This window comes from Prauserella oleivorans (genome assembly GCF_042685745.1).
Taxonomy (GTDB): Bacteria; Actinomycetota; Actinomycetes; order Mycobacteriales; family Pseudonocardiaceae; genus Prauserella_A; species Prauserella_A oleivorans.
Map to the genome: position 1 here is coordinate 5471536 of NZ_JBHUNT010000001.1, position 25530 is coordinate 5497065.

Below are 25530 nucleotides of genomic sequence, written 5' to 3' on the forward strand. Positions count from 1 at the left end.
GGTCCGCACCTTGCCCGGCGAGCGTCAGAGCGACGGCGCGTCCGATTCCGCGCCCGGCGCCGGTCACGATCGCTTGAGCACCGGACAGATCCGACATAAGAACCTCATCTCCTTCTCGCCTCTGTGGCCTCGGTCACATCGATGAGGACTACCTGACCACACCGCGACTGGGCTTGAAAGGGCCGCAGTCGCGGCGGAACGCGACAAATGTCTCGCTCGAATACAGCACCCACAGCGACCCAGTCTGGGCAGCGAGGGTGAGGCCGCGACCGAGTGTCACAAGCTGGCGGGGCCCTGGAGTACCCCACAGCGCGCGATCGGCCTCGCACGGGCAGGATGGGGGTCCAGTAGGTTGCGGCGGAAGACTCAGCGAGCCGGCCTCGGCAGCATCCGGTCGCTGACGATCTTCTTCTGGATCTCGCTGGTGCCCTCGAATATCGTGGTCAGGCGCGCGTCGCGCCAATAGCGCTCGATGGGCCAGTCCCGGGTGTATCCGTTGCCGCCGTGCAGTTGCAGGGCCTGACCGGTGACCTCGACCGCCATCTCGGTGGCTAGGAGCTTCGTCATCGCGGCTTCGGTCTCGCACGGAGCGCCTGCGTCCATCATGGCGGCGACCTTCTGGTAGAAGGCGCGTGACTCCTCAACGCGGGCCGCCATGGTGGCGAGGGTGAAGCGTAGAGCTTGGAAGTCGGCGAGGGGGTGTCCGAACTGCACGCGCTCCTGTAGGTAGCGGATGCTGTCCTCCACGGCGGCGCGGGCGAGGCCGACAGCCCGGGCGGCGGTTTGGACCCTGGCGACGTTGAGGCCGGCCTCGACGGCTCGGAATCCGTGGCCCTCGGCGCCGGAGAAACCGAAGGGCTCGGCGATGTCGGCGTCGGTGACCCGCACGTTCTCGAAGGTGAGGTTCCAGCTGACCAGGCCGTGGTAGCCGATCTTGTCGATCGGCTCTCCGCTGACACCATCCGGAAACGACTGCCTCGCCTTCGGCAGGACGAACGTCTGGATGGGTCCGGGCTCGTCGCCGTCCATGACGCGGCACATCACCAAGATGAAGTCGCCCTCGAACGCGTTGCCGCACCACCGCTTGCGTCCCGAGATCAGGTAGCCATCACCGTCTCGGACCGCGACGGTGCTGATCGAGGCCAGGTCCGAGCCGGACTCGGGTTCCGAGAGGGCTGCGGCGCCGATCCAGCGGCCCTGTGCGCTGAGTCGACGAGTGCGCTCGGTGCGCTCGTCATCGGCGAACCGCGTGCCGAGGCCCTGGCCGCGGGCGATGATGCTGGCCACGCTGAGCCATCCGCGCGCCAGCTCCTCGGAGATCATGCAGTAGTCGAAGACGCCGAGTCCCAGCCCGCCGTACGCCTTCGGGATCGTGATTCCGAAGTAGCCGCGCTCGGAGAGGCCGTCGAGGATCGACTGCGGGAGCGGTGCCTCGGTCTTGTCGAGTTCGTTGGCCGTGGGCAGGACGTGGTCGTAGACGAAGGCACGAGCCTCGCTGAGCAACGCAACGCGCTCCTCGGTCCGCCACGGTGCAACGAGCTCGGGGGGCTTAGGGGTGAGGGCGATGTCGGCGATGAAGGCGTTCTTGTTCACCGTGAACCCTCCCCCGTCCCTCCAGCCAGGTGGAGGCGAAGATAGGCGCCGATCTCTTCCATCGCCTTGAGCGATTCGGGGATCTGGGCGGCGAAGAAGGGCAAGATGTGGATCATTCGCGGCCACACATCGAGGTCGACCCGACCGCCTGCCTCTCGGATGCGCCGCGCGACCCGGACAGCGTCGTCGAAGAGGACCTCGGAGGTGCCCACCACGATGAGGACGGGCGGCAAACCATGGAGGTCGGCGAAGAGCGGTGAAGCTCCGGGGTCGGTGAAGTCCGCGTCCTCGCTGCCGAGGTAGCGCACGGCATAGGAGTGGCTGCCGGCGGGTGTGACGATCGGGTCGAGGTGCGCTCGCTCGCGGACCGAGTCGCCCGCATAGGCGAGATCGGCGAGAGGTGAAAGGCACACTGCCGCCCCTGGCATTGCGGAACCATCGTCCCGCAGACGCACGAGCACAGAGAGGGTGAGGCCGCCGCCGGCCGAATCGCCCGCGACCGCGACGCGCGCGGCGTCGATGCCCGTGTCCAGCACTGCTCGAACGACGCTGACGCAGTCGTCGAGGGCCGCGGGATAGGGGTTCTCGGGCGCTAGCCGATACCCGACAGTCACCACCGTCGACCCTGTCAGGCTCGAGAGCCTTGCAGCCATGCCCCGGTAGCCCTCGATCGTCCCGATCGCGAAGCCGCCTCCGTGAAGGTAGATGATGATCGACTCGGCCGTGCTGCCGGGCGCCGAGACCCACTCGACAGGGACGCCACCGAGCGTGTCGGGTCGGATGTCGGCGCCGTCCGGGACCGCGTTGAAGCCTGCGGCGAAGCGCTCGAAGTTCGCCCGGAGCTCATCGATGGGAGTCGTGTCCGCGGCGAAGGGAGAGGCGCGGAGACGGGCGACGAGGTCGTCGAACTCGGGACTGGTAGCGAACAGATCCACGGTCGAGTGGTGTGTCACGGGGTTGCTCCTTCGGAGTTCTCCGATGCGCGCGGACGGCCGACCAGGTCCGCGTGTTCGTCGAGGAATGGTGCGCGGACGAGCGGGTCCGGCTTCGACCTGCTGAACTTGAGCGGCTGGCCGGCGAGGATGGCAGGGCGTGAGGCGCCCGGATTCTCAACCTCTACGAGCATTTCGCGCACGTGCGCGTGCGGGTCGGCGAAGATGTCGGAGACGTCGTTGACTTGGCTGTACGGCACCTGCCCGCCGAGCAGTTCGGTGAGCTGAGCCCGGGTGAGGTCCCGAGTCCAGCTCTCGAGCAGTTCACGGATGTCGCCCCGGTGTTGGGAGCGCTCGTACTCGGTGAGGAACCGGGGGTCGTCGATGAGGTCCGGGCGTCCCATGATCCGGCACAGCTTCTCCCACCGCAGCTGGGTGGTCGCCGCGATCGCGATGTAGCCGTCGGCGACCTCGAGGACATCGAACGGTGTCAGGATGGGGTGGGTGTTGCCGATCGGACGTGGGACGGCATCGGTGTAGGAGTGCTAGTAGACGATGCGTTCGCACAGCGACAAGATCGCGTCGTACATCGCGATGTCGACATGTTGGCCCAGACCGCTGCGCTGGGCCTCGAAGAGCGCGGCGAGGATGCCGGTCATGAGCATCGCCCCGGGGAAGATGTCACCGACGCCTGGTCCGATCTTGATCGGCTTGCCGTCCTCGGTGCCGGTGATGCTCAGCGGGCCGGCCATCGCCTGGATGGTGATGTCCATGGCCGGCCAGTCGATGTAGGGGCTACGTCCCGCCCAGGCCGAGCCGAAGCCGGTGAGCGTTCCGTAGACGAGCGCAGGGTTCAGCTCGGAGAGTCGGTCATAGCCGATCCCGAGGCGATCTACCACACCTGGACCGAAGTTCTCGACGAACACGTCCGCGTCGCGGACGAGGTCGAAGAGCGCCTGCCTGCCCTCCTCGGTCTTCAGGTCGAGGACCACGCTCTTCTTGCCCCGGTTGACGCTTTGGAAGTATCCGCCGAGGGTCGGGCCTGAGTCGCCTTCTGAACGGATCGGCTCGGGGCCGACGCGCCGCGTCGGGTCGCCGTGGGGCGCCTCGACCTTGATGACCTCTGCGCCCAGGTCGGCCAGGATCATGGTGCCGTAGGGTCCGGCGAGGGCGGCGGTGAGGTCGATGACCCGTACGCCGTGCAAGGGGCCGCTCATCTGACATCCTTCCCGGTCGCGGCGTTCACAGCTGGCCGTTCACGGACGCGCGGTGGAGCACTGTCTCGAAGATCCGCGCCGTGGCGGCGTCGACCATGTTGCCGTCGATGACCACGGCGCCCTCGCCACGCTCTTCGGCCTCTCGCAGTGTCCCGGGAGTGTGCGCTGAATCGAGGCAGCTTGGTCAGCGACTCGACGTCGAGCCACTCATAGAGCATGAAGTCGAGATCGCGGCGCGAGATGATCGTGGAGTCCATGACTTCCTCAGAGCGAGGCGCCGCCGTCGACCGCCAGCAGCGCGCCGGTGACGTAGGCGGACTCCTCGGCAGCCAGGAAGGCGATCGCGGTCGCGATCTCCGACGGCTCGGCGAAGCGGGCGATCGGGCCGGAGACCTCCGGGATGCGGGCCTCGGGGATGGTCGCCGTCATACGGGTCGCGGCGTTCGGCGAAACGCAGTTGACCGTGATCCCGAAGGACGCCAGCTCCTTCGCCGCCGTCTTGGTGAACCCGATGATCCCGGCCTTGGCAGTCGCGTAGTTCGCCTGCCCCAGGTTGCCGTGGAGCCCCGTGTAGGAGGTGATGTTGATGACCCGGCCGTATCCGCGCTCGCGGAAGTGCGGCACCAGCGCTCGGGTGAACCGGAACGTCCCGCCCGCGTGCACGGCAAGGACGGCCTCCCAGTCCTCATCCGTCAGCTTCCAGAGCATGCGGTCACGCACGATGCCGGCGTTGTTGACCAGGATGTCGACATGCCCGGTCTCGGCGATCGCCTGTGCGACGACACGTTCGGCGTCCTCGGTCTTCGAGACGTCGGCCTGGATGGCGAGGCCGCCGATGCTCTGCGCCGCGGATTCCAGCTCGGCGCCGTCGAAGTCGACCATCACGACGGCCGCTCCGCTGGTGGCGAACAGCTCGGCGATCGCCAGCCCGATGCCGCGGGCGGCGCCGGTGACGATCACGGTCCGGTCGGTGAAGTCGTACTTGATGTTGGTCATGCTTGCCTCGTCAATCGATGTTGCTGCGGTCTGTTGGGGCGGCGGTGCTGGCGCTACGTCGTGGCGGTCAGGGCCGCAGGACGATCCGGATCGGATTGCCGACCTGGTTGCGCAGGTGGTCCAGGGCGGTCTCGGCCTGGTCGAGTGGAAGCACCTCCGTGATCGACTCGCTGAGGTCCAGGCGGCCTGCAGCCGCGAGACGCACGAGCTCCTCGGTGTGGTGGCGTTCGGAGCCGTACGAGCCGATCACGCTCTTCTGCAGGCGAATCAGGCGCGCGCTGTCCTCGATCACAAGCGGGCCCTGGGGGATGCCCACCAGGACGACCCGGCCGCGTGCCTCGATCGCGTCGAAGGCCTGCTGCTGGACGCGGCCGTTGCCGACGAAGTCGAACGCGACGTCGATCGGACCGGCGGAGGCGAGCCTGTCCGCGAAGTCCTCCGCGGTCGGGTCGAGCGCGAGATCGGCGCCGGCACGTAGTGCCCGCGCGCGGGCGGCGGGTGCTGGGTCCACGGCGATGACCGGCGTCGCGCCGACCAGTCGCAGGAGCTTGACGGCGTGGTAGCCCAGGCCTCCCAGCCCCCAGACAGCGGCCGCCTCGGCCGGCCTGACTCGGCCGGCGTCGGTGATCGCCGCCCAAGGGGTTGCGACGGCGTCGGGGATGATGGCTGCTTGGTCGAAGGGAAGGTCGGGGCCGACCGGGAGGACGCGCTCGGCAGGGACGACAACGTAGGTCGCCCAGCCGCCGTCGTACTGCACGCCGGGGATCGAGGTCTCACCGTCGACGAATCCGACCGGGTGGACCAGCACGCGCTCGCCGATGGTGTGGCCGGTGACGCCGTCGCCGATCTCGTCGATCACTCCGGCGATCTCGTGGCCGAGGGTGACCTCACGCGGCATCCGGGCGGCGAGCTCTCCGTCGACGAAGTGGAGGTCGCTGTGGCACACGCCTGCGTACTCGACTCGGAGCCGCACCTGGTCGCGCCCTGCGTGCGGGACGGGGCGTTCGGTGACGGACAGGTTCCCCGTCGCGGTCTCGAGCCGGACCGCCATCATCGTGTCGGTGTGATCAGTCATGCCAGTTCTCCTGTGCCGGCCATCGCCAGCTGTCGTACGTCGTGCGTTGACTCGAGGGAGTCGAGTCGTCTCAGATCACTGAGAAGGCGATCTGCTGTGCGGGGCCTGATGGCATCGCTCGTGAGGTCTCGGAACTTCCGCTCGAGGGCCTGACGGGACACAGACCCCGGCACTCCCGCGTCGCTGTCCGACGTCAGTCGGCCGCCGTCGGACAACACGACCTCGACCTTGGCGCGGGTCTTTCCGAAGCCCTCGTCTGTATGGAGCTCCACCGCCTGCATGAGACGCGATGTCTCCGCAGAGGCAGGCAGCGGGTCGGCGAAGCTCGCCGTGGTCACGTCGCCCTCGAATGCGATCGCCGTGCAGTAGGCGAGGCTGAACTTGCCCTCGAGACCGGTCTGGGGCGCCGGTATGGCGCACACCGGGAGCGTGATCGGTGGAACGGTGAGCTCGATCCGTGCGATGTCCGACGGCGACAGGTCGTGGGTCGTGCGGAGCGACTCGGCGCCAAGGATCGCGGCGTGGGTCCCGAAGCAGGACGGATAGGCCTTGAACAGGTGTGATCGGAGGGTCCACTCCGAGGCGAAGGGCACCACGACCGAGGCGAGATCGACCTCCGAGGCATGTGTGAGTGCGAAGCCCTGCGGACCGAAGACGCCATCACTCGCCGGCCCGACGAACCCGGCGGTCGCGAGCTGTGCCGCGAGGACTCCGGCCTGGGCGGCGCGGCCGGCGTTGAGTGGCTTCGCCATCGACCCGAAGACGGACTTCAGCCCGGCGGCCTCGGTCGCGGCGATCGTCAGCGTCGTGCGGAGCTGAGTAGCGTCGGCGCCCAGTAGGAGGGCCGATGCGGTGGCGGCGCCGAACGCTCCGATGACCCCCGTGGTGTGGAAGCCGATGTCGTAGTGGGACGGGCTGATGGCGATGCCGATCCGCTCTTGGAGCTCGTAGCCGGCGACGAACGCGACGATGAGGTCGCGGCCGGTGCAGTCATCTTCACGACGCTGAAGGGACGCGAGAATCGCGGGGACAATGGTCGTCGACGGATGGGCGCCCGATCGGGGTGCCCAGTCGTCGAAATCCAGTGCGTGGGCCGCGGTCCCGAGCCGGAGGGCATCGTCGTCCGAGACGCTGGCGAGGATCGCCGCGGCCGGCTCGGAGGCGCCAGCCAGGCAGCAACCGAGCACATCGAGCACGCACAGGCGGGCCAGTTCGACTACGTCGTCGGGGATGTGCTCGAACTCGAGCGAGGCCGCTTCCTTGACGAGGAGGTCCAGCGGCCCGGCGTCGGCGGCAGTCACGGACGCTCGGGGCTGGTGGTGACGAAGCCCTCGAGTTCGCCGTTCGCGAACTTCTCGAGCAGTCGATAGTACGCGAGCGCGCCAGGACCGTAGCGGCCGCCGATGAACAAGTCGTCCATGCTGGTGGCCTTGCCCTCGGAGTTGTAGTAGCCAGGGGTGCATTCGAGGTAGAACTCGAACAATGCCTTGTTCTGCGGGGCGGTCCGGATGGTCTCGACCCACGCGTCGACAGCCTCCGGCTGCGCTTCGACGATGCTGTCGCCGCGGGCGACGACCGTGGCGAGGATGTGGGCGACGTACTTGGCCTGCTCGTCGAGGAGGTGGACCGCGTTCACCGCTGAGACGGTTTGGAGGTTGCCGCCGATGAAGAACAGGTTGGGGAACCGATCGGTTGACATGCCGTGCAGCGTGCGGATGCCGGCGGAGCCCCAATGCTCGGAGAGGTCGATGCCGCGCCCGTGGAGTTCGAAGCCCGTCAGGCGGGTGTATTCGATGTTCGCCTCGAACCCGGTGGCCATCACGATGCAGTCGACCTGGTGCTCGACACCGTTGACCATCACTCCGGTCTTGGTGAAGCGTTCCACACCCTGGCCGCGGGTGTCGATCAAGTGGACGTTCGGGCGGTTGAACGCTGGGAGGTAGTCGTCGTGCCAACCTGGTCGCTTGCACCACCAGCGATACCAGGGCTTGAGTGCCTCTGCGGTCTCGGGGTCCTCGACTATGGAGTCGATGCGTGCGCGCAACTGGTTCATCAACCGAAAGTCGTTGATGACGCTCAGCTCTGCGGCCTCTTCGGCGGTCGGCTTACGGCCAAGGCGCGCCTCGACCTTCTCCGGCGGCTCGGAGAGCATGGCGAACGCGTCACACCATCCGTCGGCCACGAGGTCCTCGGCCGGCTCTTCGCCGTCGACGCGGGTGCCGAACTGGACGTGCGCCTGGAAGTTCTCGCGGCGCCGCTGCTGCCATCCCGGTGATGCATCAACCCAGTCGGGCCCCGTCTCGCACTGCCCGCGGACCCCGACGGTCGAGGGGGTGCGCTGAAACACCAGAAGCTTCTTCGCGTCCTTAGCGACGGCAGGCACGATCTGCAGCGCTGTCGCGCCCGTCCCGATCACTCCAACGGTCTTGTCGGCCAGACCGGTGAGACCGCCCTCGCTCGATCCGCCGGTGTAGCTGTAGTCCCAGCGGCTGGAGTGGAAGATGTGGCCCTCGAACTCGTCGATACCGGGTACGCCGGGGAGCTTGGGAAGGCTCTGCCGGCCGGCTGCCAGAACGAGGAAGTCGGTGGTGATCTCGTCGCCCCGGTCGGTCGTCAGCCGCCACACGTGCGCGTCCTCGACCCAGGCGGCGTCGGTGATCGTGGTCTGGAAGAGGGCTTTGTCGTAGAGGCCGTACTTCTCACCGATGAGCCGGCTGACGTGGAGCATCTCGTCGGCGTAGGCATAGCGGTGCTTCGGCATGTAGCCGAGCTCCTCGAGCAGCGGCATGTAGATGTGGGCTTCGATGTCGCACATCGCGCCGGGGTACCGGTTCCAGTACCAGGTTCCTCCGAAGTCGCCGCCGATCTCGATGATCCGAATGTCCCGAAACCCGGCTTCGTGGAGCCTCGCGCCTTGGACCAGGCCGCCGAACCCGCCGCCGACAATCACAACCTGGGTGTGATCGTGGAGCGGCTCCCGGCTCAGCGGGCTCGACCACGGGTCCTTGCTGTAGTCGGCGAACTTTCCTGAGGTCGCGACGTACTGCTGCTTCCCGTCGGTCCGGATGCGGATATTGCGCTCGAGCTCATACTTGGCCTGCAGCTCCTCAGGGTCGAAGTCGAGCGGTCCAGTAAGTTCGCTGTTCACCATGATGTCCCCGTCAACGGACGCTGACACGTCCGAAAGTTGTTGACCCCGCGCGGCACCTTTTCCAGTGCGGGTGACATCGATTACACCAGCGCGTGACGGGCGTCATAAGCGCCTCTCGTCGTGATTGCGACGCGTCATTTGTCGTGTGTGCTCGGTCGCCGGATCATCCGTCTCGACTCGGCCGGAGGTGCAAACGTGCCGGCGACCAACTCCAGACACCGGTGCGTCGGGGGAACCCGGGCGCTCAGTGGTTCCAGACCCGGCGTACCGGGGCCGCCGTGCGGCCGGTCGGTGTTCCCTGGCGACTAGGGTCGTCGTTTCGGCCGTCCTCTGCCCAGCACACCCACACCACTCGATTCCGGAAGGCGGTGCGCTCGCAATCGGAGGCGGCGGTTACATGGGCGATACATAGGCCGCCCCCGGAGTGGCGTTCGTGCAGGTCAGCGGGACATGACGTCCTCTACTACGACGTGTGATCGCCTGACACCGGCTACGCCGGCGGCGAGGAGCGGAAACGCCCTCGCCGTCGGCGTTTCTTTGTGGGCGGACCGAGCCTTCCGCGCACGACGAAGCCCGCTCGGCAATGTTTCACCGAGCGGGCGGGCACTGCTGGGTCAGGCTGCTCCGCGGAGCAGGTCGAGGTCGATGCCGGACTCCTGCATGCGCGCCAGTGGGTCCGGAACGAGCTTGCGCTTCTCGAGGTCCATGAGGCCGAGCGTCGACTGGATCTCCGCCGAGAGCGTGCCGTCGGCCTTGCGGATCTCGTTGTTCATCCGGAACACCTTGCCGTCGTCGATCTCGGCCACGCAGCTGACGGTCACCTCGTCGCCGTAGCGCAGCTCCCGTCGGAACCGGATGTGCGACTCGAGCATCACGACACCGATGCCCTGCTTGATGAGCCCCTCGGTGACGCCGGCGGCCTCCGCGAGCGCGGTCCGGGCGATCTCGCCGTACTGGTGATAGACGGCGTGGTTGACATGCCCGTTCGCGTCGAGCTCGTACGTCCGCACCTTGACCTGGATCTCGAAGGGTTCACGCTCAGTCACACGCCACACCCTAAAGTGCCTGGCCAGGCCGAGTCCCCTGGAGGTGAGCAAGCGCTCAACTCTCGTAGAACAGCCGTTCCACGATGGCGTGGGCACGGCGCGTCGTCCGCCGGTAGGCGTCGAGGAACTCGCCGGGATCGTCGTCGACGCTGTAGCCGAACACGCTGGCGACCGCCGTCAGCTCCCGGCCCGACGACGGCAGCTGATCGACGGCCTTGCCCCGTACGAGCATGGCGGCATTGCGCGCCCGCGTGGCCAGCATCCAGGCCTCCCGCAGGGCCTCGACGTCCTCGGCCTCGGCGAGCCCCGCCTCGGCCATCGCGTCGAGCGCCCTGGGTGTGGATGTGGTGCGCAGCGCCGGCACCTCGTGCGCATGCCGCAACTGCATCAGCTGCACGGTCCACTCGACGTCGGCGAGCCCCCCGCGCCCGAGCTTCGTGTGCGTGGTGGGGTCGGCGCCCTTCGGCATCCGCTCGGTGTCCACGCGCGCCTTGATCCGCCGTACCTCACGCAGCTTCGCCGCGTCCAGCCCACCCTCGGGATAGCGGATGGGATCGATGCTCGCGATGAACCGATCACCCAGGTCGCAGTCACCGGCGACGAATCGTGCCCGCAGCAGCGCCTGCGACTCCCACACCTCGCCCCAGCGCTCGTAGTAGGCGCGGTAGGAGTCGAGCGTACGCACGAGCGGTCCACTGCGCCCTTCCGGCCGCAGGTTGGCGTCGACCTCGAGCGCGGGATCCTGGCTCGGCGCGCCGAGCACCTGTCGCACCGTCTCGGCCACCGTGGTGGCGAACTTGAGCGCCTCCTGCTCCCCCGCCCCGTCCGAGCGCTCGCACACGAACAGCACATCGGCGTCCGAACCGTAGCCCAGCTCCTGGCCGCCAAGCCTGCCCATGCCGATGACGGCGATCTTCGCCGGCTGGCTCCCGGTCTGCTCGCGCTGCTGCCGCACCGCCCCCTCCAGCGCCGCCTGCAGTACCGCTCCCCACACCGACGACAACGCCTCGCACACCGCCGGCACGTCCAGCAGGCCGAGGAGATCGGCGCACGCGACCCGCAGTAGCTCGTGCCTGCGCAACGACCGCGACGCTGTGACGGCCGCCTTGAGCCCGGGTTGCCGGCGCGCGGCGGCCCGAAGCGACTTGGCGACGTCTTCCGACGGCCGGCCACACAGTCGTTCGGCGTCGCCGAGCATCCGCAGCACCTCCGGCGCCCGCACCAGGAGGTCCGGCACGAGCCGCGACGTGCCGAGCAGCGTCGCGAGGTTCTCGACGACGGCGGCCTCGTCACGTAGCACGCGCAGGTACCACGGGGTCTCGGCCAGCGCCTCGGAAACGCGACGGTAGGCGAGCAGGCCGCCGTCGGGGTCGGGGGTGTCGGCCAGGAGGTCGAGCAGCACCGGAAGCAGCGTCTGCTGGATCGACGCACGCCGGGACACCCCGCTGGTCAGCGCCTGGATGTGCCGCAGCGCGCCATCCGGGGACGCATAACCGAGCGCGGCGAGCCGGCTCTCCGCCTGCTTGGTCGTCAGGCGCAGCGCCGCGGTCGGCACCCGCGCGACGGCGTCGAGCAGCGGCCGGTAGAACAGCTTCTCGTGCAGCCGGCGTACCCGGTGCACGTGTTTGCGGAAGTCGTGCAGCAGGACGTTCGCCTCGGACCGGTCGCGCACCGGCCGGATCCCGGTCGCCCGGGCGAGCCAGCGCAGCGCCGCGGTGTCGTCCGGTTCCGGGAACAAGTGGGTCCGCCGCAGCGCCCGCAACTGGAGCCGGTGCTCGACCGTGCGCAGGAACTCGTACGACTCCCGCATCTCCGAGGCGTCCGTGCGCGCGACGTACCCGCCCGCGCCGAGCGCTTCCAGAGCCTCCATTGTGGACGCCGAACGCAGGTCGGGATCGACCCGGCCGTGCACCAGTTGCAGGAGCTGAACGGCGAACTCGACGTCCCGCAGCCCGCCCCGGCCGAGTTTCAGCTCACGCTCGGCGATCTCCGACGGGATGTGCTTCTCCACCCGGCGACGCATCTGCTGCACGTCGGCGACGAAGTTCTCGCGGTCCGCCGCCGACCACACCATCGGCGTCACCAGCTCGGCATACCGGCGCCCGAGCTCCGCGTCGCCCGCTGCGGGCCGCGCCTTCAACAGCGCCTGGAACTCCCACGTCCGCGCCCACTTCTTGTAGTAGGCCTCGTGACCGTCGAGCGTGCGCACCAGAGCACCCGACTTGCCCTCCGGGCGCAACGCCGCGTCGACCTCGAAACAAGCCTTGCCGACCACGCGCATCATTCCGGTGGCAAGGCGCGTGGCCACCTGCAGGTCGCCCTCCCCGACGAACACCACGTCGACGTCGCTGACGTAGTTGAGCTCGAGACCCCCGCACTTGCCCATCGCGATCACCGCGAGGGAGGCCGAGTCCGCGTCCTTGGTCTCGTGCTCGGCGACGGTGAGCCCGGCCCGCAGTGCCGCATCGGCGAGCTCGGTGAGGGCGTGCGTGATCCCGCTGAACGACGGCGGCTCCAGCCCGGGTTCCACGACATGGCCGAGGTCGCGCGCCGCGATCTCCAGCAGCAATCCGCGGTACGCCTTCCGCAGCGCCTGTTCGGCGTCGCGTCCGGTGAGCACGGTGCCGTCCCGGCGGACCGCGTCGTCCAGTACGCGGGTGTAGTCGGCGGTGTCGGTGTGCCGATTTCCCGCGAGCGTGCGCCAGTCGCCGGGCGAGCTGACGAGGAAGTCGCCGAGCGCCGTGGACGTTCCGACGACACCGAGCAACCTGCCGCGCACGGCGGCGTCGTCGCGCAGCGCCTCGGCGAGCTCCGGCCAGCCGGCTTCGTCGGCCGAACGGATCCGCTCGATCGTCCGTAGCGCGAGATCGGGATCCGGAGTGCGGGAGAAGGCCGCGAGAATGCGCTCGCTGCCGTCGGCCGGGCCGGTGTCGGTCCACCAGCCCGCGGCCCGGAGCTCTTCGTCGGCACGATCGTCGGTGAACCCGAACCTCGCCGTCGAAGCCATCTGACGAACGCTGTCTGCCATCAGCTCTTACCGTAGTCGGCCCCGGTCACCGCCACGTCGCGACAAGCGGCGAACAGGTCACGCGAGGGGCAGCCGACGCTGGTCCTCGGCCGCCGGTTCGAGGTCACCCGCCGCGAGGCGGACGAACCGATGCGCGAACGGACGCCACGTCTCCGCGACGTCGGTGTGCACCGCCGCGAGCGTCGTGTCCTCGAAGGCGCCCTCCCGCGCGGCTGCAGCAGTGTCCGGCGAGTTGGCGGCCCACCGGCGGACGATGTCGGGCGTCGTCTCGATGTGGAACTGTATGCCGTAGGCGCAGCGGTTCACCCGGAATGCCTGGTGGGGATAGCGGGGCGCCGACGCGAGCAACTGGGCCCGGGCCGGCAGTTGGTCGACGACGTGAGTGTGGAACTGCAGGACGTCCTGCATCAGTGGCAGGTCGGCGAACAGCGGATCCACCCACGCGGCATCCTTCTTCGCCACCAGTTCGGGTCCGACCTCCGGCCCGCGGGGTCCGGGCACCACCCGGCCGCCGTTGGCGACGGCGAGCAGTTGCGCACCAAGACATACGCCAAGCGTGGGCACGTTCTGGCTCGTGGCACGAGCGAGCAGACGCCGCACCGCGGCGAGCCAGGGGTACTGCTCCTCGTCCTCGACGTTCATGGCGCCGCCGAGACACACGAGCGCCTGGTAACCGTCGAGGTCCCGTGGAACGGAGTCGTCCGGAAGGGCCCGCACGTCGACGTCCGCGCCGGCCTCGATCAGCCAGTCACCGAGTCGACCTGGCGGGTCCGACGCGTCCGGTTGGAGAACCAGAATCCGTGTGCTCACGCCATCCAGCCTACGGGGTCACCCGATCATCACGTGCCGCGAAAGCCCGGCGCACCCGGCAAGGCAACCGCGCGAGAAGAACGGCATCGAATGACCGCCGTCATCTGCACATCGAGACGAAGAAGATCCCGGCGGTGGGGTTTCCGCGAAAGCGACCCTGCACCCCTCGCCGACGCGCTTCTTACCAACAAAAAGGGGAGGCCCGCCGGGTGGCGGGCCTCCCTGTGAGGTTTTGTTCGGCGGTGTCCTACTCTCCCACACCCCTTCGGGTGCAGTACCATCGGCGCTGGTGGGCTTAGCTTCCGGGTTCGGAATGGGACCGGGCGTGTCCCCACCGCTATCACCACCGAAACACTACGAAACAACACACCGACTGTTGTTGCTGCCCCTAGGCGGGGCTCGGTGTGGTGTTTCAGAATCGTAGAGTGGGTGCGCAGCATCTTCGTGGGCAAGTCCTCGGCCGATTAGTACCAGTCCACTCAAAAACACGTTACCGTGCGTCCATGTCTGGCCTATCAACCCAGTGGTCTACTGGGGGCCTTAACCCACAACAAGGGGTGGGAGACCTCATCTTGGAACAGGCTTCCCGCTTAGATGCCTTCAGCGGTTATCCCTTCCGAACGTAGCCAACCAGCCATGCCCCTGGCGGAACAACTGGCATACCAGAGGTTCGTCCGTCCCGGTCCTCTCGTACTAGGGACAGCCTTCCTCAAGTCTCCTACGCGCGCGGCGGATAGGGACCGAACTGTCTCACGACGTTCTAAACCCAGCTCGCGTGCCGCTTTAATGGGCGAACAGCCCAACCCTTGGGACCTACTCCGGCCCCAGGATGCGACGAGCCGACATCGAGGTGCCAAACCATGCCGTCGATATGGACTCTTGGGCAAGATCAGCCTGTTATCCCCGGGGTACCTTTTATCCGTTGAGCGACACCCCTTCCACCAGGAGGTGCCGGATCACTAGTCCCTGCTTTCGCACCTGCTCGACCCGTCAGTCTCACAGTCAAGCTCCCTTGTGCACTTACACTCAACACCTGATTGCCAACCAGGCTGAGGGAACCTTTGGGCGCCTCCGTTACCCTTTAGGAGGCAACCGCCCCAGTTAAACTACCCACCAGGCACTGTCCCTGAACCGGATCACGGTCCGAAGTTAGATTCCCAGCACGACCAGAGTGGTATTTCAACAACGACTCCACAACCACTGGCGTGGCCGCTTCACAGTCTCCCACCTATCCTACACAAGCCGAACCGAAAACCAATACCAAGCTGTAGTAAAGGTCCCGGGGTCTTTCCGTCCTGCCGCGCGAAACGAGCATCTTTACTCGTAGTGCAATTTCGCCGGGCCTGTGGTTGAGACAGCCGGAAAGTCGTTACGCCATTCGTGCAGGTCGGAACTTACCCGACAAGGAATTTCGCTACCTTAGGATGGTTATAGTTACCACCGCCGTTTACTGGCGCTTAAATTCTCAGCTTCACCCCCCGAAAGGGGTTAACCGGTCCTCTTAACGTTCCAGCACCGGGCAGGCGTCAGTCCATATACCTCGACTTGCGTCTTCGCATGGACCTGTGTTTTTAGTAAACAGTCGCTTTCCGCTGGTCTCTGCGGCCAACCCACCCTAGCCCGCGCAGGGCTTCAGGTGCTTTGGCCCCCCTTCTCCCGAAGTTACGGGGGCAATTTGCCGAGTTCCTTAACCACAGTTCACCCGATCGCCTTGGTATTCTCTACCTGACCACCTGTGTCGGTTTGGGGTACGGGCCACGCGCGCACTCGCTAGAGGCTTTTCTCGGCAGCAGAGGATCACCCTACTTCGCCACAACGGCTATGCATCACGCCTCACCCTCGACCTCAAAGGTCAGTCCGACGGATTTACCTATCGAACGGGCCACACGCTTACACCAGTATCACCACTGACTGGCGGGGCTACCTTCCTGCGTCACCCCATCGCTTGACTACTACAGGATCAGGTCCCACGCTCCACCACACCACAACCCCCGAAAGGGCCGTCAGTGTGGCTTCGGGTGGTTAGTCTCCCCTGCCTCGCCAGGGACGCACACACGCGGGTACGGGAATATCAACCCGTTGTCCATCGACTACGCCTGACGGCCTCGCCTTAGGTCCCGACTTACCCTGGGCGGAACAACCTGGCCCAGGAACCCTTGGTCATCCGGCGGCAGAGATTCTCACTCTGCATTCGCTACTCATGCCTGCATTCTCACTCCCACACCCTCCACGACTGAGTCACCTCGCCGCTTCCCTGGATGCAGGACGCTCCCCTACCCACCCACACCACTAGACACCAGAGACAAAACCCTGGAGCCGATGTTATGTGTGGACGACACAGCTTCGGCGGTGTGCTTAAGCCCCGCTACATTGTCGGCGCAGAACCACTTGACCAGTGAGCTATTACGCACTCTTTCAAGGATGGCTGCTTCTAAGCCAACCTCCTGGTTGTCTCAGCGACTCCACATCCTTTCCCACTGAGCACACACTTAGGGGCCTTAGCTGGTGTTCTGGGCTGTTTCCCTCTCGACGACGAAGCTTATCCCCCGCCGTCTCACTGCCGCGCTCTCACATCACAGTATTCGGAGTTTGGTTGACTTCGGTAACCCGGTAAGGCCCCTAGGCCATCCAGTAGCTCTACCCCCATGATGAAACACGCGACGCTGCACCTAAATGCATTTCGGGGAGAACCAGCTATCACGGAGTTTGATTGGCCTTTCACCCCTACCCACAACTCATCCCCCAGGTTTTCAACCCTGGTGGGTTCGGGCCTCCACACCGTCTTACCGGCGCTTCACCCTGGCCATGGGTAGATCACCCCGCTTCGGGTCTCGACCACGCAACTACACGCCCTCTTCAGACTCGCTTTCGCTACGGCTACCCCCCACGGGTTAACCTCGCCACGCAGCACGAACTCGCAGGCTCATTCTTCAAAAGGCACGCCATCACCCAAAGGCTCTGACGGCTTGCAGGCACACGGTTTCAGGTACTCTTTCACTCCCCTCCCGGGGTACTTTTCATCTTTCCCTCACGGTACTCGTCCGCTATCGGTCACCAGGAAGTATTTAGGCTTACCGGGTGGTCCCGGCAGATTCACAGCAAATTCCACGAGCTCGCTGCTACTCGAGAACACCACCAAGACACACCACCACAGCTTTCGCGTACGGGACTCTCACCCACTCCGGCCAGCCATCCCAGACTGTTCCGCTAACCATGGCGCGCATCCGAGAGAGTGTCAGCTCCCTCCAGGCAGGTCTCACAACCCCGCACACACAACACCTGACAGCTTGACATGCGCACGGTTTAGCCTCCTCCGCTTTCGCTCGCCACTACTCACGGAATCACAATTGTTTTCTCTTCCTACGGGTACTGAGATGTTTCACTTCCCCGCGTTCCCTCCACACGCCCTATACATTCAGGCGCGGGTGACACCCCATCACGGGTGCCGGGTTACCCCATTCGGACACCCTCGGATCACAGCTCGGTTGACAGCTCCCCGAGGCTTATCGCAGCCTCCCACGTCCTTCATCGGCCCCTGGTGCCCAGACATCCACCATGTGCCCTACACAACTTGACCACAAAGATGCTCGCACCCACTCTACAATTCTCAAACACCACACCGAAACAACACCACGTGCTGCCTCAGGACCCAACAGTGTGTTCACAGCTCTCAACGCAGTCTTGTCGGTCCACAAATTCCTCGAGCAACCGGACAACACCACACACGGGCATTCCATCCGGCCACCCCCACACCAACACCAGACCACAACCCAGCGCCGGCATGAGACGTGAAAAGCTCCTTAGAAAGGAGGTGATCCAGCCGCACCTTCCGGTACGGCTACCTTGTTACGACTTCGTCCCAATCGCCAGTCCCACCTTCGACCACTCCCTCCCACAAGGGGTTGGGCCGTGGGCTTCGGGTGTTACCGACTTTCGTGACGTGACGGGCGGTGTGTACAAGGCCCGGGAACGTATTCACCGCAGCGTTGCTGATCTGCGATTACTAGCGACTCCGACTTCACGTAGTCGAGTTGCAGACTACGATCCGAACTGAGACCAGCTTTAAGGGATTCGCTCCACCTCACGGTATCGCAGCCCTCTGTACCGGCCATTGTAGCATGTGTGAAGCCCTGGACATAAGGGGCATGATGACTTGACGTCATCCCCACCTTCCTCCGAGTTGACCCCGGCAGTCTCCCACGAGTCCCCGGCATTACCCGCTGGCAACATAGGACAAGGGTTGCGCTCGTTGCGGGACTTAACCCAACATCTCACGACACGAGCTGACGACAGCCATGCACCACCTGTACACCAGCCACAAGGGAACACCCATCTCTGGATGCGTCCAGTGCATGTCAAGCCCAGGTAAGGTTCTTCGCGTTGCATCGAATTAATCCACATGCTCCGCCGCTTGTGCGGGCCCCCGTCAATTCCTTTGAGTTTTAGCCTTGCGGCCGTACTCCCCAGGCGGGGCGCTTAATGCGTTAGCTACGGCACGGGATACGTGGACAGCACCCCACACCTAGCGCCCAACGTTTACAGCGTGGACTACCAGGGTATCTAATCCTGTTCGCTCCCCACGCTTTCGCTCCTCAGCGTCAGTATCGGCCCAGAGACCCGCCTTCGCCACCGGTGTTCCTCCTGATATCTGCGCATTCCACCGCTACACCAGGAATTCCAGTCTCCCCTACCGAACTCAAGTGATGCCCGTATCGACCGCAAGCCCCAAGTTAAGCCTGAGGTTTTCACGGCCGACGTGACACACCGCCTACGAGCTCTTTACGCCCAATAATTCCGGACAACGCTCGCACCCTACGTATTACCGCGGCTGCTGGCACGTAGTTAGCCGGTGCTTCTTCTCCAGGTACCGTCACTTACGCTTCGTCCCTGGCGAAAGAGGTTTACAACCCGAAGGCCGTCATCCCTCACGCGGCGTCGCTGCATCAGGCTTCCGCCCATTGTGCAATATTCCCCACTGCTGCCTCCCGTAGGAGTCTGGGCCGTGTCTCAGTCCCAGTGTGGCCGGTCGCCCTCTCAGGCCGGCTACCCGTCACCGCCTTGGTAGGCCATCACCCCACCAACAAGCTGATAGGCCGCGGGCTCAACCTGTACCGCCGAAACTTTCCACCACACCACATGCGTGACATGGTCCTATCCGGTATTAGACCCAGTTTCCCAGGCTTATCCCAGAGTACAGGGCAGATTACCCACGTGTTACTCACCCGTTCGCCACTCATCCACCCAGCAAGCTGAGCTTCAGCGTTCGACTTGCATGTGTTAAGCACGCCGCCAGCGTTCGTCCTGAGCCAGGATCAAACTCTCCAACAATGCATCAAAGAGAAAACCCAGCTACAACAATAGCCTCAAAGAAACCCAAAACAGGGTCACACAAACAACAAGACTACAAGCTCACAAACACACTGTTGAGTTCTCAAACAACACGCACATTGTTTCAAACACCGGGCCCCGGGCGCGCCAGCCAACATCAGAACTAATCTCGGAAGATGTCGCTCGGATGTTGTGGCCCGCTTCAGGGCCGACCAAGAACTTTACCCGGTCCGGCTCGCGGGGTCAACCCCCGCTCGGCCCGGCCGCTCTTGGCGACGAAGAGAAGATTACATGGTCGGAAACCCCCCGAAACAGGGGGGTCCCCTTAACGCAAAACCCCAGGTCAGAGCACCGGAAGCAGCGTGCGGAGCTCGTAGGGGGTCACGGCGCTGCGGTAGCTGTCCCACTCGGCGCGCTTGTTCCGCAGGAAGAAGTCGTAAACGTGCTCGCCCAGCGCCTCCGGCAGGAGCTCCGAGCGCTCCATCTCCGTCAGCGCCTCGCCGAGGTTCTGTGGCAGCTGCGTGTAGCCGGCGGCCTTGCGCTCGGACTCCGACAGCGACCAGATGTTGTCCTCCGCCGCGGGCGGCAGCTCGTAGCCCTTCTCGATGCCCCGCAGTCCGGCCGCGAGGATCACCGAGTACGCCAGGTACGGATTGCACGCGGAGTCGAGTGTGCGGATCTCGACCCGGCGCGACGACGCCTTGCCCGGCGAGTACATCGGCACGCGCACCAGGGCGGAACGGTTGGCCCGGCCCCACGAGACCGTGGTCGGGGCCTCCCCGCCGGCGATCAGCCGCTTGTACGAGTTGACCCACTGGTTGGTGACGCCCGAGATCTCCCGCGCGTGGTAGAGCAGGCCCGCGACGAACGCCTTGCCGGTCTCGGAGAGCTCGTAGGGGTCCTCCGGGCTGTAGAAGGCGTTGCGGTCGCCCTCGAACAGCGAGACGTGCGTGTGCATCCCCGAGCCGGGCTGGTCGGTGAACGGCTTGGGCATGAACGTCGCGCGCACACCCTGGGTGAGCGCGACCTCCTTGACGACATACCGGAACGTCATGACGTTGTCGGCCATGGTCAGCGCATCGGCGTAGCGCAGGTCGATCTCCTGCTGCCCCGGAGCGCCTTCGTGGTGGCTGAACTCCACGGAGATGCCCATCGCCTCGAGCGCCTCGATGGCGTGCCGACGGAAGTGCGTGGCGGTGGCGTGGCTGGCCTGGTCGAAGTACCCGCCGTTGTCGGCCGGGATCGGTTCCTTGCCGTCCTCGGGCAACCCGGCGAGCAGGAAGAACTCGATCTCGGGGTGGACGTAACAGGTGAACCCGGCCTCGCCCGCCTTGGACAGCTGCCTGCGCAGTACGTGCCGGGGATCCGCCCACGACGGCGAACCGTCCGGCATGGCGATGTCGCAGAACATGCGCGCCGAGTAGTGACCGCCTTCGGGGGTCTCCCACGGCAGCACCTGGAAGGTCGACGGGTCGGGCTTGGCGACCATGTCCGATTCGTAGACGCGCGCGAAGCCCTCGATGGCGGAGCCGTCGAAGCCGATGCCCTCACTGAAGGCACCTTCCAGCTCGGCGGGCGCCACGGCGACCGACTTCAGAAAACCCAGCACGTCGGTGAACCAGAGCCGCACGAAGCGGATGTCGCGTTCTTCCAGCGTGCGCAGCACGAACTCCTGCTGGCGATCCATGCCGCGACCCTATGCGCGATGTGTTAACGCAATGTTTCGTGGTTGCGCGCGGTGGGGCGAATCCGTACCGACATCACCGCCGCCAGTGCGCACAGCCCGCCCGCGACGTACCAGGCGAGGTCGTAACTGCCCAGCTCATCGCGGGTGAGACCGGCACCGAACGCGGCCAGGGCCGCACCGACCTGGTGCGAGGCGAACACCCAGCCGAACACGATCGGGCCCGCCTCGCCGAACCGCTCCCGGCACAGCGCGACGGTCGGCGGGACCGTGGCCACCCAGTCCAGGCCGTAGAAGACGATGAACGCCCACATCGGAGGCTCGGTGGTCGGCGCGAACAGGTGCGGCAGGACCAGCAGCGAGACACCGCGCAGCGAGTAGTACGCCCCGAGAAGCCACCGGGGGTCGACGCGGTCGGTGAGCCAGCCCGACAGCACCGTGCCCGCGACGTCGAAAAGGCCGACGAGCGCGAGCAGTGCCGCTGCGGTGGTGTGCGGCATGCCGTGGTCGTGGGCGGCAGGGACGAAGTGCGTGCCGATCAGCCCGTTGGTGGAGGCGCCGCAGATGGCGAAGCCACCCGCCAGCAGCCAGAACGCCGGCGTGCGGGCCGCGTCCCCCAGCGTCCGCAGAGCCCGGCCGGCGCTGCTGCCGACCGGCACGACGACCTCCTCCTCGGTGTCCGTGCCGTAGCGGGTCGTCCCGACGTCGCGGGGATGCTCGCGCAGCAACAGCAGCACGACCGGCACCACCGCGAGCGCGGCAGCCGCCACGACGAGCGAGGCCGACCGCCAGCCGTGACTCGTCGCCAGTGCGGCCACCACCGGCAGGAAGACGAGCTGGCCAGTCGCACTGGCCGCGGTGAGCACGCCGCTGACCAGACCGCGATGCCTGACGAACCACCGGCTGGTGACCGTGGCGACGAACGTCAGCGCCATCGCGCCAGTTCCCGTGCCCACCAGCACGCCCCAGCACAGCAGCAGCTGCCACGACGCCGTCATGAACACCGTGAGCCCGCTGCCCGCCGCGACCAGCACCAGCGCGCCCACGACCACGCGCCGCATGCCCAGCCGCTCCATCAGCGCCGCGGCGAACGGGGCGATGAAGCCGTAAAGCAGCAGGTTCACCGACACGGCGGTGGAGATGGTGCCGCGCGACCAGCCGAACTCGTGGTGCAGCGGGTCGATCAGCACGCCCGGGGCCGCCCGGAATCCCGCCGCGCCCAGCAGCGCGACGAACGCCGCGAACGCGACCAGGAAGGCCCAGTGGATACGACGGCCGCGGCCGGAGCGCCGCGGAACGATCACGGTATCGGTCACGGAGATCAGCGTGACGGGACGGCGAGCCGCCGACGAGTGGCAAGAACGCCACAATGTGCAAGGATCTTGCCATGCACCGTGTGGTCGTGCTGGCCGTCGGCGAGGTCGTCGGCTACGACATGCAGATCCCGCCGCAGATCTTCGCCGCCGCGGAGCGGGACGGCCGGCCGCTCTACGACGTGCGTGTGTGCGGAGTGGACGACCGCCCGGTGCGCGTCTCCTCCGGCTACACCGCCGTCCTCGACCACGGACCCGTCGCGCTCGACGACGCCGACACGGTGATCGTGCCGGGCACGCGGGTCCACGGGCCCCGGCGCGAGGGGACCCTGCCCGCCGACATCGCGGCCGCGCTCGCGCGCATCCCGAGCCACGCCCGGATCATGTCGATCTGCACGGGCGCGTTCGTCCTCGCCGCCGCGGGCCTGCTGGACGGACGGCCCGCCACCACGCACTGGGCCTATGCCGACGACTTCCGCAGGCTGTACCCAAAGGTCCGGCTCGACGAGAAGGTGCTGTTCGTCGACGACGGCGACGTGCTCACCTCGGCGGGGCTGGCCGCGGGCGTCGACCTCTGCCTGCACGTCGTGCGCGCCGACCACGGCACCGACGTCGCCAACCGGGCGGCACGCTACTGCGTGGTGCCGCCCTGGCGCGACGGCGGGCAGTCCCAGTTCATCGACCGGCCACTCGTGGACCAGGGCATCGGGAGTACGGCACCGACCCGGGCGTGGGCGCTCGAGCACCTCGGCGAGCCGCTCGACCTGGCTACCCTCGCCGCGCACGCGAACATGAGCGTGCGGACGTTCAGCAGGCGATTCCGCGAGGAAACCGGCCTCCCACCGCACACCTGGCTCACCCGGCAGCGCATCCTGCACGCACGCCACCTGCTCGAGTCGACGGAGCTGTCCGTGGAGCGGGTCGCCGCCGAATCCGGGCTCGGCACGGCCGCCTCGCTGCGGCAACACCTGCACGCGGCCATCGGCGTGTCGCCGTTGGCCTACCGGCGCACGTTCGCCGCCCACCGCGCGGGAGCCGTGAGCGAAAGAGCCGAAACGTCCCGCTAACGTAACCGCCATGGCGTCCGGACGGATCACCCTCGTCGTCGCGCTCCTGGTCGGGCTGCTCAGCGCCTGCGCGTCCTCACCGGACACCCGCGGCCCGCTGCCGGACGGCGCGGCTCTCGTCGGCGCCGCCGCGGACACGCTGCGCGACCTCGAGAGCGTCCGGTTCGACTTCCGCGTCGGCGGCGCCATCCCCGGCCTGTCCATCCGGGCGGTCGACGGCGTGGCCACCCGCACGGGCGGGCAGTACGGCTGGGCGCGCGGGGACGCCGACGTCCAGGAGCACACCGACCGCAGGCAGTACGAGTACGTGCTCACCGGCAACCGGCTGGACCTCACCGACTCCGACGGCGACCGCGTCAGCCGCGGGGTGCCCGCGCAGTTCAGCCCGGCCCGGCTGCTGGATCCGGAGCGCGGCCTGCGCCAGCTGCTCACCAAGGCCACGGCGCTGGAGACCGAGAGCCGCGAGGAGCTGCAGGGCGTGCCTGCCTACCGGATCAACGGCGAGCTCTCGCATGCCGCCGTCTCGGCCCTGGTGCCCGGTATCCACGACGCCGTCGACGTGAAGTTCTGGGTCAGCGAGAACCCGCGGCGTGACCTGCTGCGCCTGTGGGTGCAGGTGCCGCCGCGCCAGCCCAACGAGGGCTCGGTGATGCTCGAGCTGGCGCTCACCGACCACAACAAGCCGGTGCAGAACGCACAGGGTTGATCAGCAGCGCTTGCCCTCCGGCGGGAGCGTGCCGTCGATCAGGTACGCGGTGCCCGCCCGGTCCACGCAGGTGTTGCCCTGCAAGAACACGGTGTGCTGGTTGCCCTCGAAGGTCAACAGCCTGCCGTTCATCGCCTTCGCCAGCTGGACCCCGGCCTGGTACGGCGTCGCCGGGTCGTTGGTCGTGGAGATCACCAGGGCGGGCGGCACACCCTGGACGTCGGGCAGATGCGGTTCGGAGGTGTTGGGCACCGGCCAGAACGTGCACGCGTCCCGGGCCGAGGACGGCGGCGTGCCCGGGTCGAGGAACGGCGCGACGGCCGCGTACCGGCGCTGCGCCTCCAGGATCTTCGCCCGGTCGGTGACGCGCGGGTCGTCCACGCAACGGATGGCGATGAACGCGTCCTGGGTGGTCGAGTACCGGCCGTCGCGACCGCGCTCGTTGTACATGTCGGCCAGCGCCATGAGCGTGCTGCCGCGGCCCTGCCGCAACTCGGCCAGGCCGGTGTTCAGGCTGCCCCACAGCTGCTCGGAGTAGAGCGCCTGGATGGTGCCGGTGGTGGCGTCCTCGTAGGAGAGCCGCCTGCCGTCGCCGACGGGTACCGGGTTCTCGATCAGCGGCCGGACGAGGTCCTGGTAGGCCTTCGTCGCTCCGGCCGGGTCGGTGCCCAGCGCGCAGCCCGGCTTCGCCGTGCACGACGCGGCGAACTCGGTGAACGCCTTGCCGAACCCCTCGCCCTGGTCGACGAGCGACTCGACGATGTCCTGTTCCGGGTCGAGTGCGCCGTCGAGCACCATCGCGCGCACGTTGCGCGGGAAGCGCTCGGCGTAGGTGTATCCGATCCGGGTGCCGTAGGAGTAGCCGAGGTAGGTCAGCTTCTCGTCTCCGAGCACCGACCGCAGCACGTCGAGGTCCCGCACGACGTCCCGGCTGCCGAGGTGGGCGAGCAGCTGCTCGCCGTGTTCGGTGCGCTCGGCGCACTTGCGGGCGAAGTCGCGCTCCTCGGCCTCCTGCCCTGCCACGCCCTGCGGAGTGCCGTCGACCTCGCCGTCGTCACTGCGGTCGGCGTCGCGTTCGGCACCGGTGAGACAACGCACGGCCGGTTCGCTGGCGCCGATGCCCCGCGGGTCGAAACCGACGATGTCGAACCGCTGCCCCAGGGGTCGACTCGCGACGGACGGCGCCATCGACGCCGCCGCGGTCATGCCGGACGCGCCGGGCCCGCCGGGATTGAGCACCAGGGAGCCGATGCGCTCGCCACTCGCCCGCTGCCGGAGCACCCCGATGGTGATGGTGGTGCCGCCGGGCTCGGAGTAGTTCAGCGGGACCGTCAGCCGCGCGCACTCGAGCCCGTCGGCCTGGAATGCCGCCCGCGCGTTCTCCGACGTCGCGTAGGAGTCGCACGCGCCCCAGTCGAGCGACTGCGAGTAGAAGCGTTCGAGTCCCTGCGGCACCGGCCCCACCGGTCCGCTCGACTCCTGCGATGAATCCTGGGTGCAGGCCACCAACCCGACCAACGCAAGTAGACAGGTGGCCAGGGACAGGTAGCGTTTCCGAACGGGCACACGACGATCGTGCCATCA

At 66.9% G+C, this 25530-nt stretch carries 14 protein-coding genes, 3 rRNA genes and 1 pseudogene; 2 read left to right on the plus strand and 16 right to left on the minus strand.

Features of this window, described 5'->3' with window-relative positions; all coding sequences use genetic code 11:
* Positions 1-366: 366 nt before the first annotated feature.
* The 15 genes and pseudogenes from ACFSZT_RS26875 to ACFSZT_RS26950 form a co-directional block, all read right to left on the minus strand.
* On the minus strand, positions 367-1593 hold the full coding sequence (locus tag ACFSZT_RS26875) for an acyl-CoA dehydrogenase family protein (protein WP_377387860.1): 1227 nt from the start codon (positions 1591-1593) through the stop codon (positions 367-369).
* On the minus strand, positions 1590-2546 hold the full coding sequence (locus tag ACFSZT_RS26880; protein WP_377387858.1) for an alpha/beta hydrolase: 957 nt from the start codon (positions 2544-2546) through the stop codon (positions 1590-1592). Before ACFSZT_RS26880 ends, ACFSZT_RS26875 begins: the two co-directional genes overlap by 4 nt.
* Positions 2543-3742: pseudogene (locus ACFSZT_RS26885) on the minus strand (CaiB/BaiF CoA transferase family protein). Before ACFSZT_RS26885 ends, ACFSZT_RS26880 begins: the two are co-directional and overlap by 4 nt.
* Before the next feature lie 264 nt (positions 3743-4006).
* Positions 4007-4738 carry an SDR family oxidoreductase gene (locus ACFSZT_RS26895; RefSeq protein WP_377387856.1) on the minus strand — a complete coding sequence of 244 codons (732 nt, stop codon included), beginning with the start codon at positions 4736-4738 and terminating at the stop codon, positions 4007-4009.
* A 67-nt stretch (positions 4739-4805) separates the two neighbouring features.
* Complete coding sequence (locus tag ACFSZT_RS26900) at positions 4806-5813, minus strand: zinc-binding dehydrogenase (RefSeq protein ID WP_377387854.1); 1008 nt, start codon at positions 5811-5813, stop codon at positions 4806-4808.
* Entirely contained in the window at positions 5810-7114 is a 1305-nt protein-coding gene (locus ACFSZT_RS26905; protein ID WP_377387852.1) for an MmgE/PrpD family protein, read from the minus strand. Before ACFSZT_RS26905 ends, ACFSZT_RS26900 begins: the two co-directional genes overlap by 4 nt.
* The gene (locus tag ACFSZT_RS26910; protein WP_377387850.1) at positions 7111-8991 is read right to left on the minus strand and encodes a flavin-containing monooxygenase; all 1881 of its coding nucleotides are present in this window, start codon (positions 8989-8991) and stop codon (positions 7111-7113) included. Before ACFSZT_RS26910 ends, ACFSZT_RS26905 begins: the two co-directional genes overlap by 4 nt.
* 587 nt (positions 8992-9578) lie before the next feature.
* Positions 9579-10010, minus strand: coding sequence for an acyl-CoA thioesterase (locus ACFSZT_RS26915; RefSeq protein ID WP_377387848.1), 432 nt, complete (start codon positions 10008-10010; stop codon positions 9579-9581).
* Positions 10011-10065: 55 nt separating this feature from the next.
* On the minus strand, positions 10066-13038 hold the full coding sequence (locus ACFSZT_RS26920; RefSeq protein ID WP_377387846.1) for a bifunctional [glutamine synthetase] adenylyltransferase/[glutamine synthetase]-adenylyl-L-tyrosine phosphorylase: 2973 nt from the start codon (positions 13036-13038) through the stop codon (positions 10066-10068).
* Positions 13039-13095: 57 nt separating this feature from the next.
* Complete coding sequence (locus ACFSZT_RS26925; protein WP_377387844.1) at positions 13096-13848, minus strand: type 1 glutamine amidotransferase; 753 nt, start codon at positions 13846-13848, stop codon at positions 13096-13098.
* Positions 13849-14082: 234 nt separating this feature from the next.
* A 5S ribosomal RNA gene (gene rrf, locus ACFSZT_RS26930) occupies positions 14083-14199 on the minus strand.
* A gap of 93 nt (positions 14200-14292) precedes the next feature.
* Positions 14293-17425: ribosomal RNA gene (locus tag ACFSZT_RS26935) — 23S ribosomal RNA — on the minus strand.
* Positions 17426-17652: 227 nt separating this feature from the next.
* A 16S ribosomal RNA gene (locus ACFSZT_RS26940) occupies positions 17653-19176 on the minus strand.
* The 16S, 23S and 5S rRNA genes sit together here, the layout of an rRNA operon.
* Positions 19177-19519: 343 nt before the next feature.
* Positions 19520-20863: a type I glutamate--ammonia ligase gene (gene glnA / locus ACFSZT_RS26945; RefSeq protein ID WP_377393535.1), complete on the minus strand. Its 1344-nt coding sequence runs from the start codon at positions 20861-20863 to the stop codon at positions 19520-19522.
* A 23-nt stretch (positions 20864-20886) separates the two neighbouring features.
* Entirely contained in the window at positions 20887-22176 is a 1290-nt protein-coding gene (locus ACFSZT_RS26950) for an MFS transporter (RefSeq protein WP_377393532.1), read from the minus strand.
* 71 nt (positions 22177-22247) lie between these two features.
* Here ACFSZT_RS26950 and ACFSZT_RS26955 point away from each other — a divergent pair, with 71 nt between their 5' ends.
* Both ACFSZT_RS26955 and ACFSZT_RS26960 read left to right on the plus strand, forming a co-directional pair.
* Positions 22248-23240, plus strand: coding sequence for a GlxA family transcriptional regulator (locus ACFSZT_RS26955; RefSeq protein ID WP_377393529.1), 993 nt, complete (start codon positions 22248-22250; stop codon positions 23238-23240).
* A gap of 10 nt (positions 23241-23250) precedes the next feature.
* Complete coding sequence (locus ACFSZT_RS26960) at positions 23251-23946, plus strand: LppX_LprAFG lipoprotein (RefSeq protein WP_377393526.1); 696 nt, start codon at positions 23251-23253, stop codon at positions 23944-23946.
* Here the strand turns inward: ACFSZT_RS26960 and ACFSZT_RS26965 are convergent, their stop codons facing one another.
* On the minus strand, positions 23947-25512 hold the full coding sequence (locus ACFSZT_RS26965) for an alpha/beta hydrolase (RefSeq protein ID WP_377393523.1): 1566 nt from the start codon (positions 25510-25512) through the stop codon (positions 23947-23949).
* Between the last annotated feature and the right edge of the window lie 18 nt (positions 25513-25530).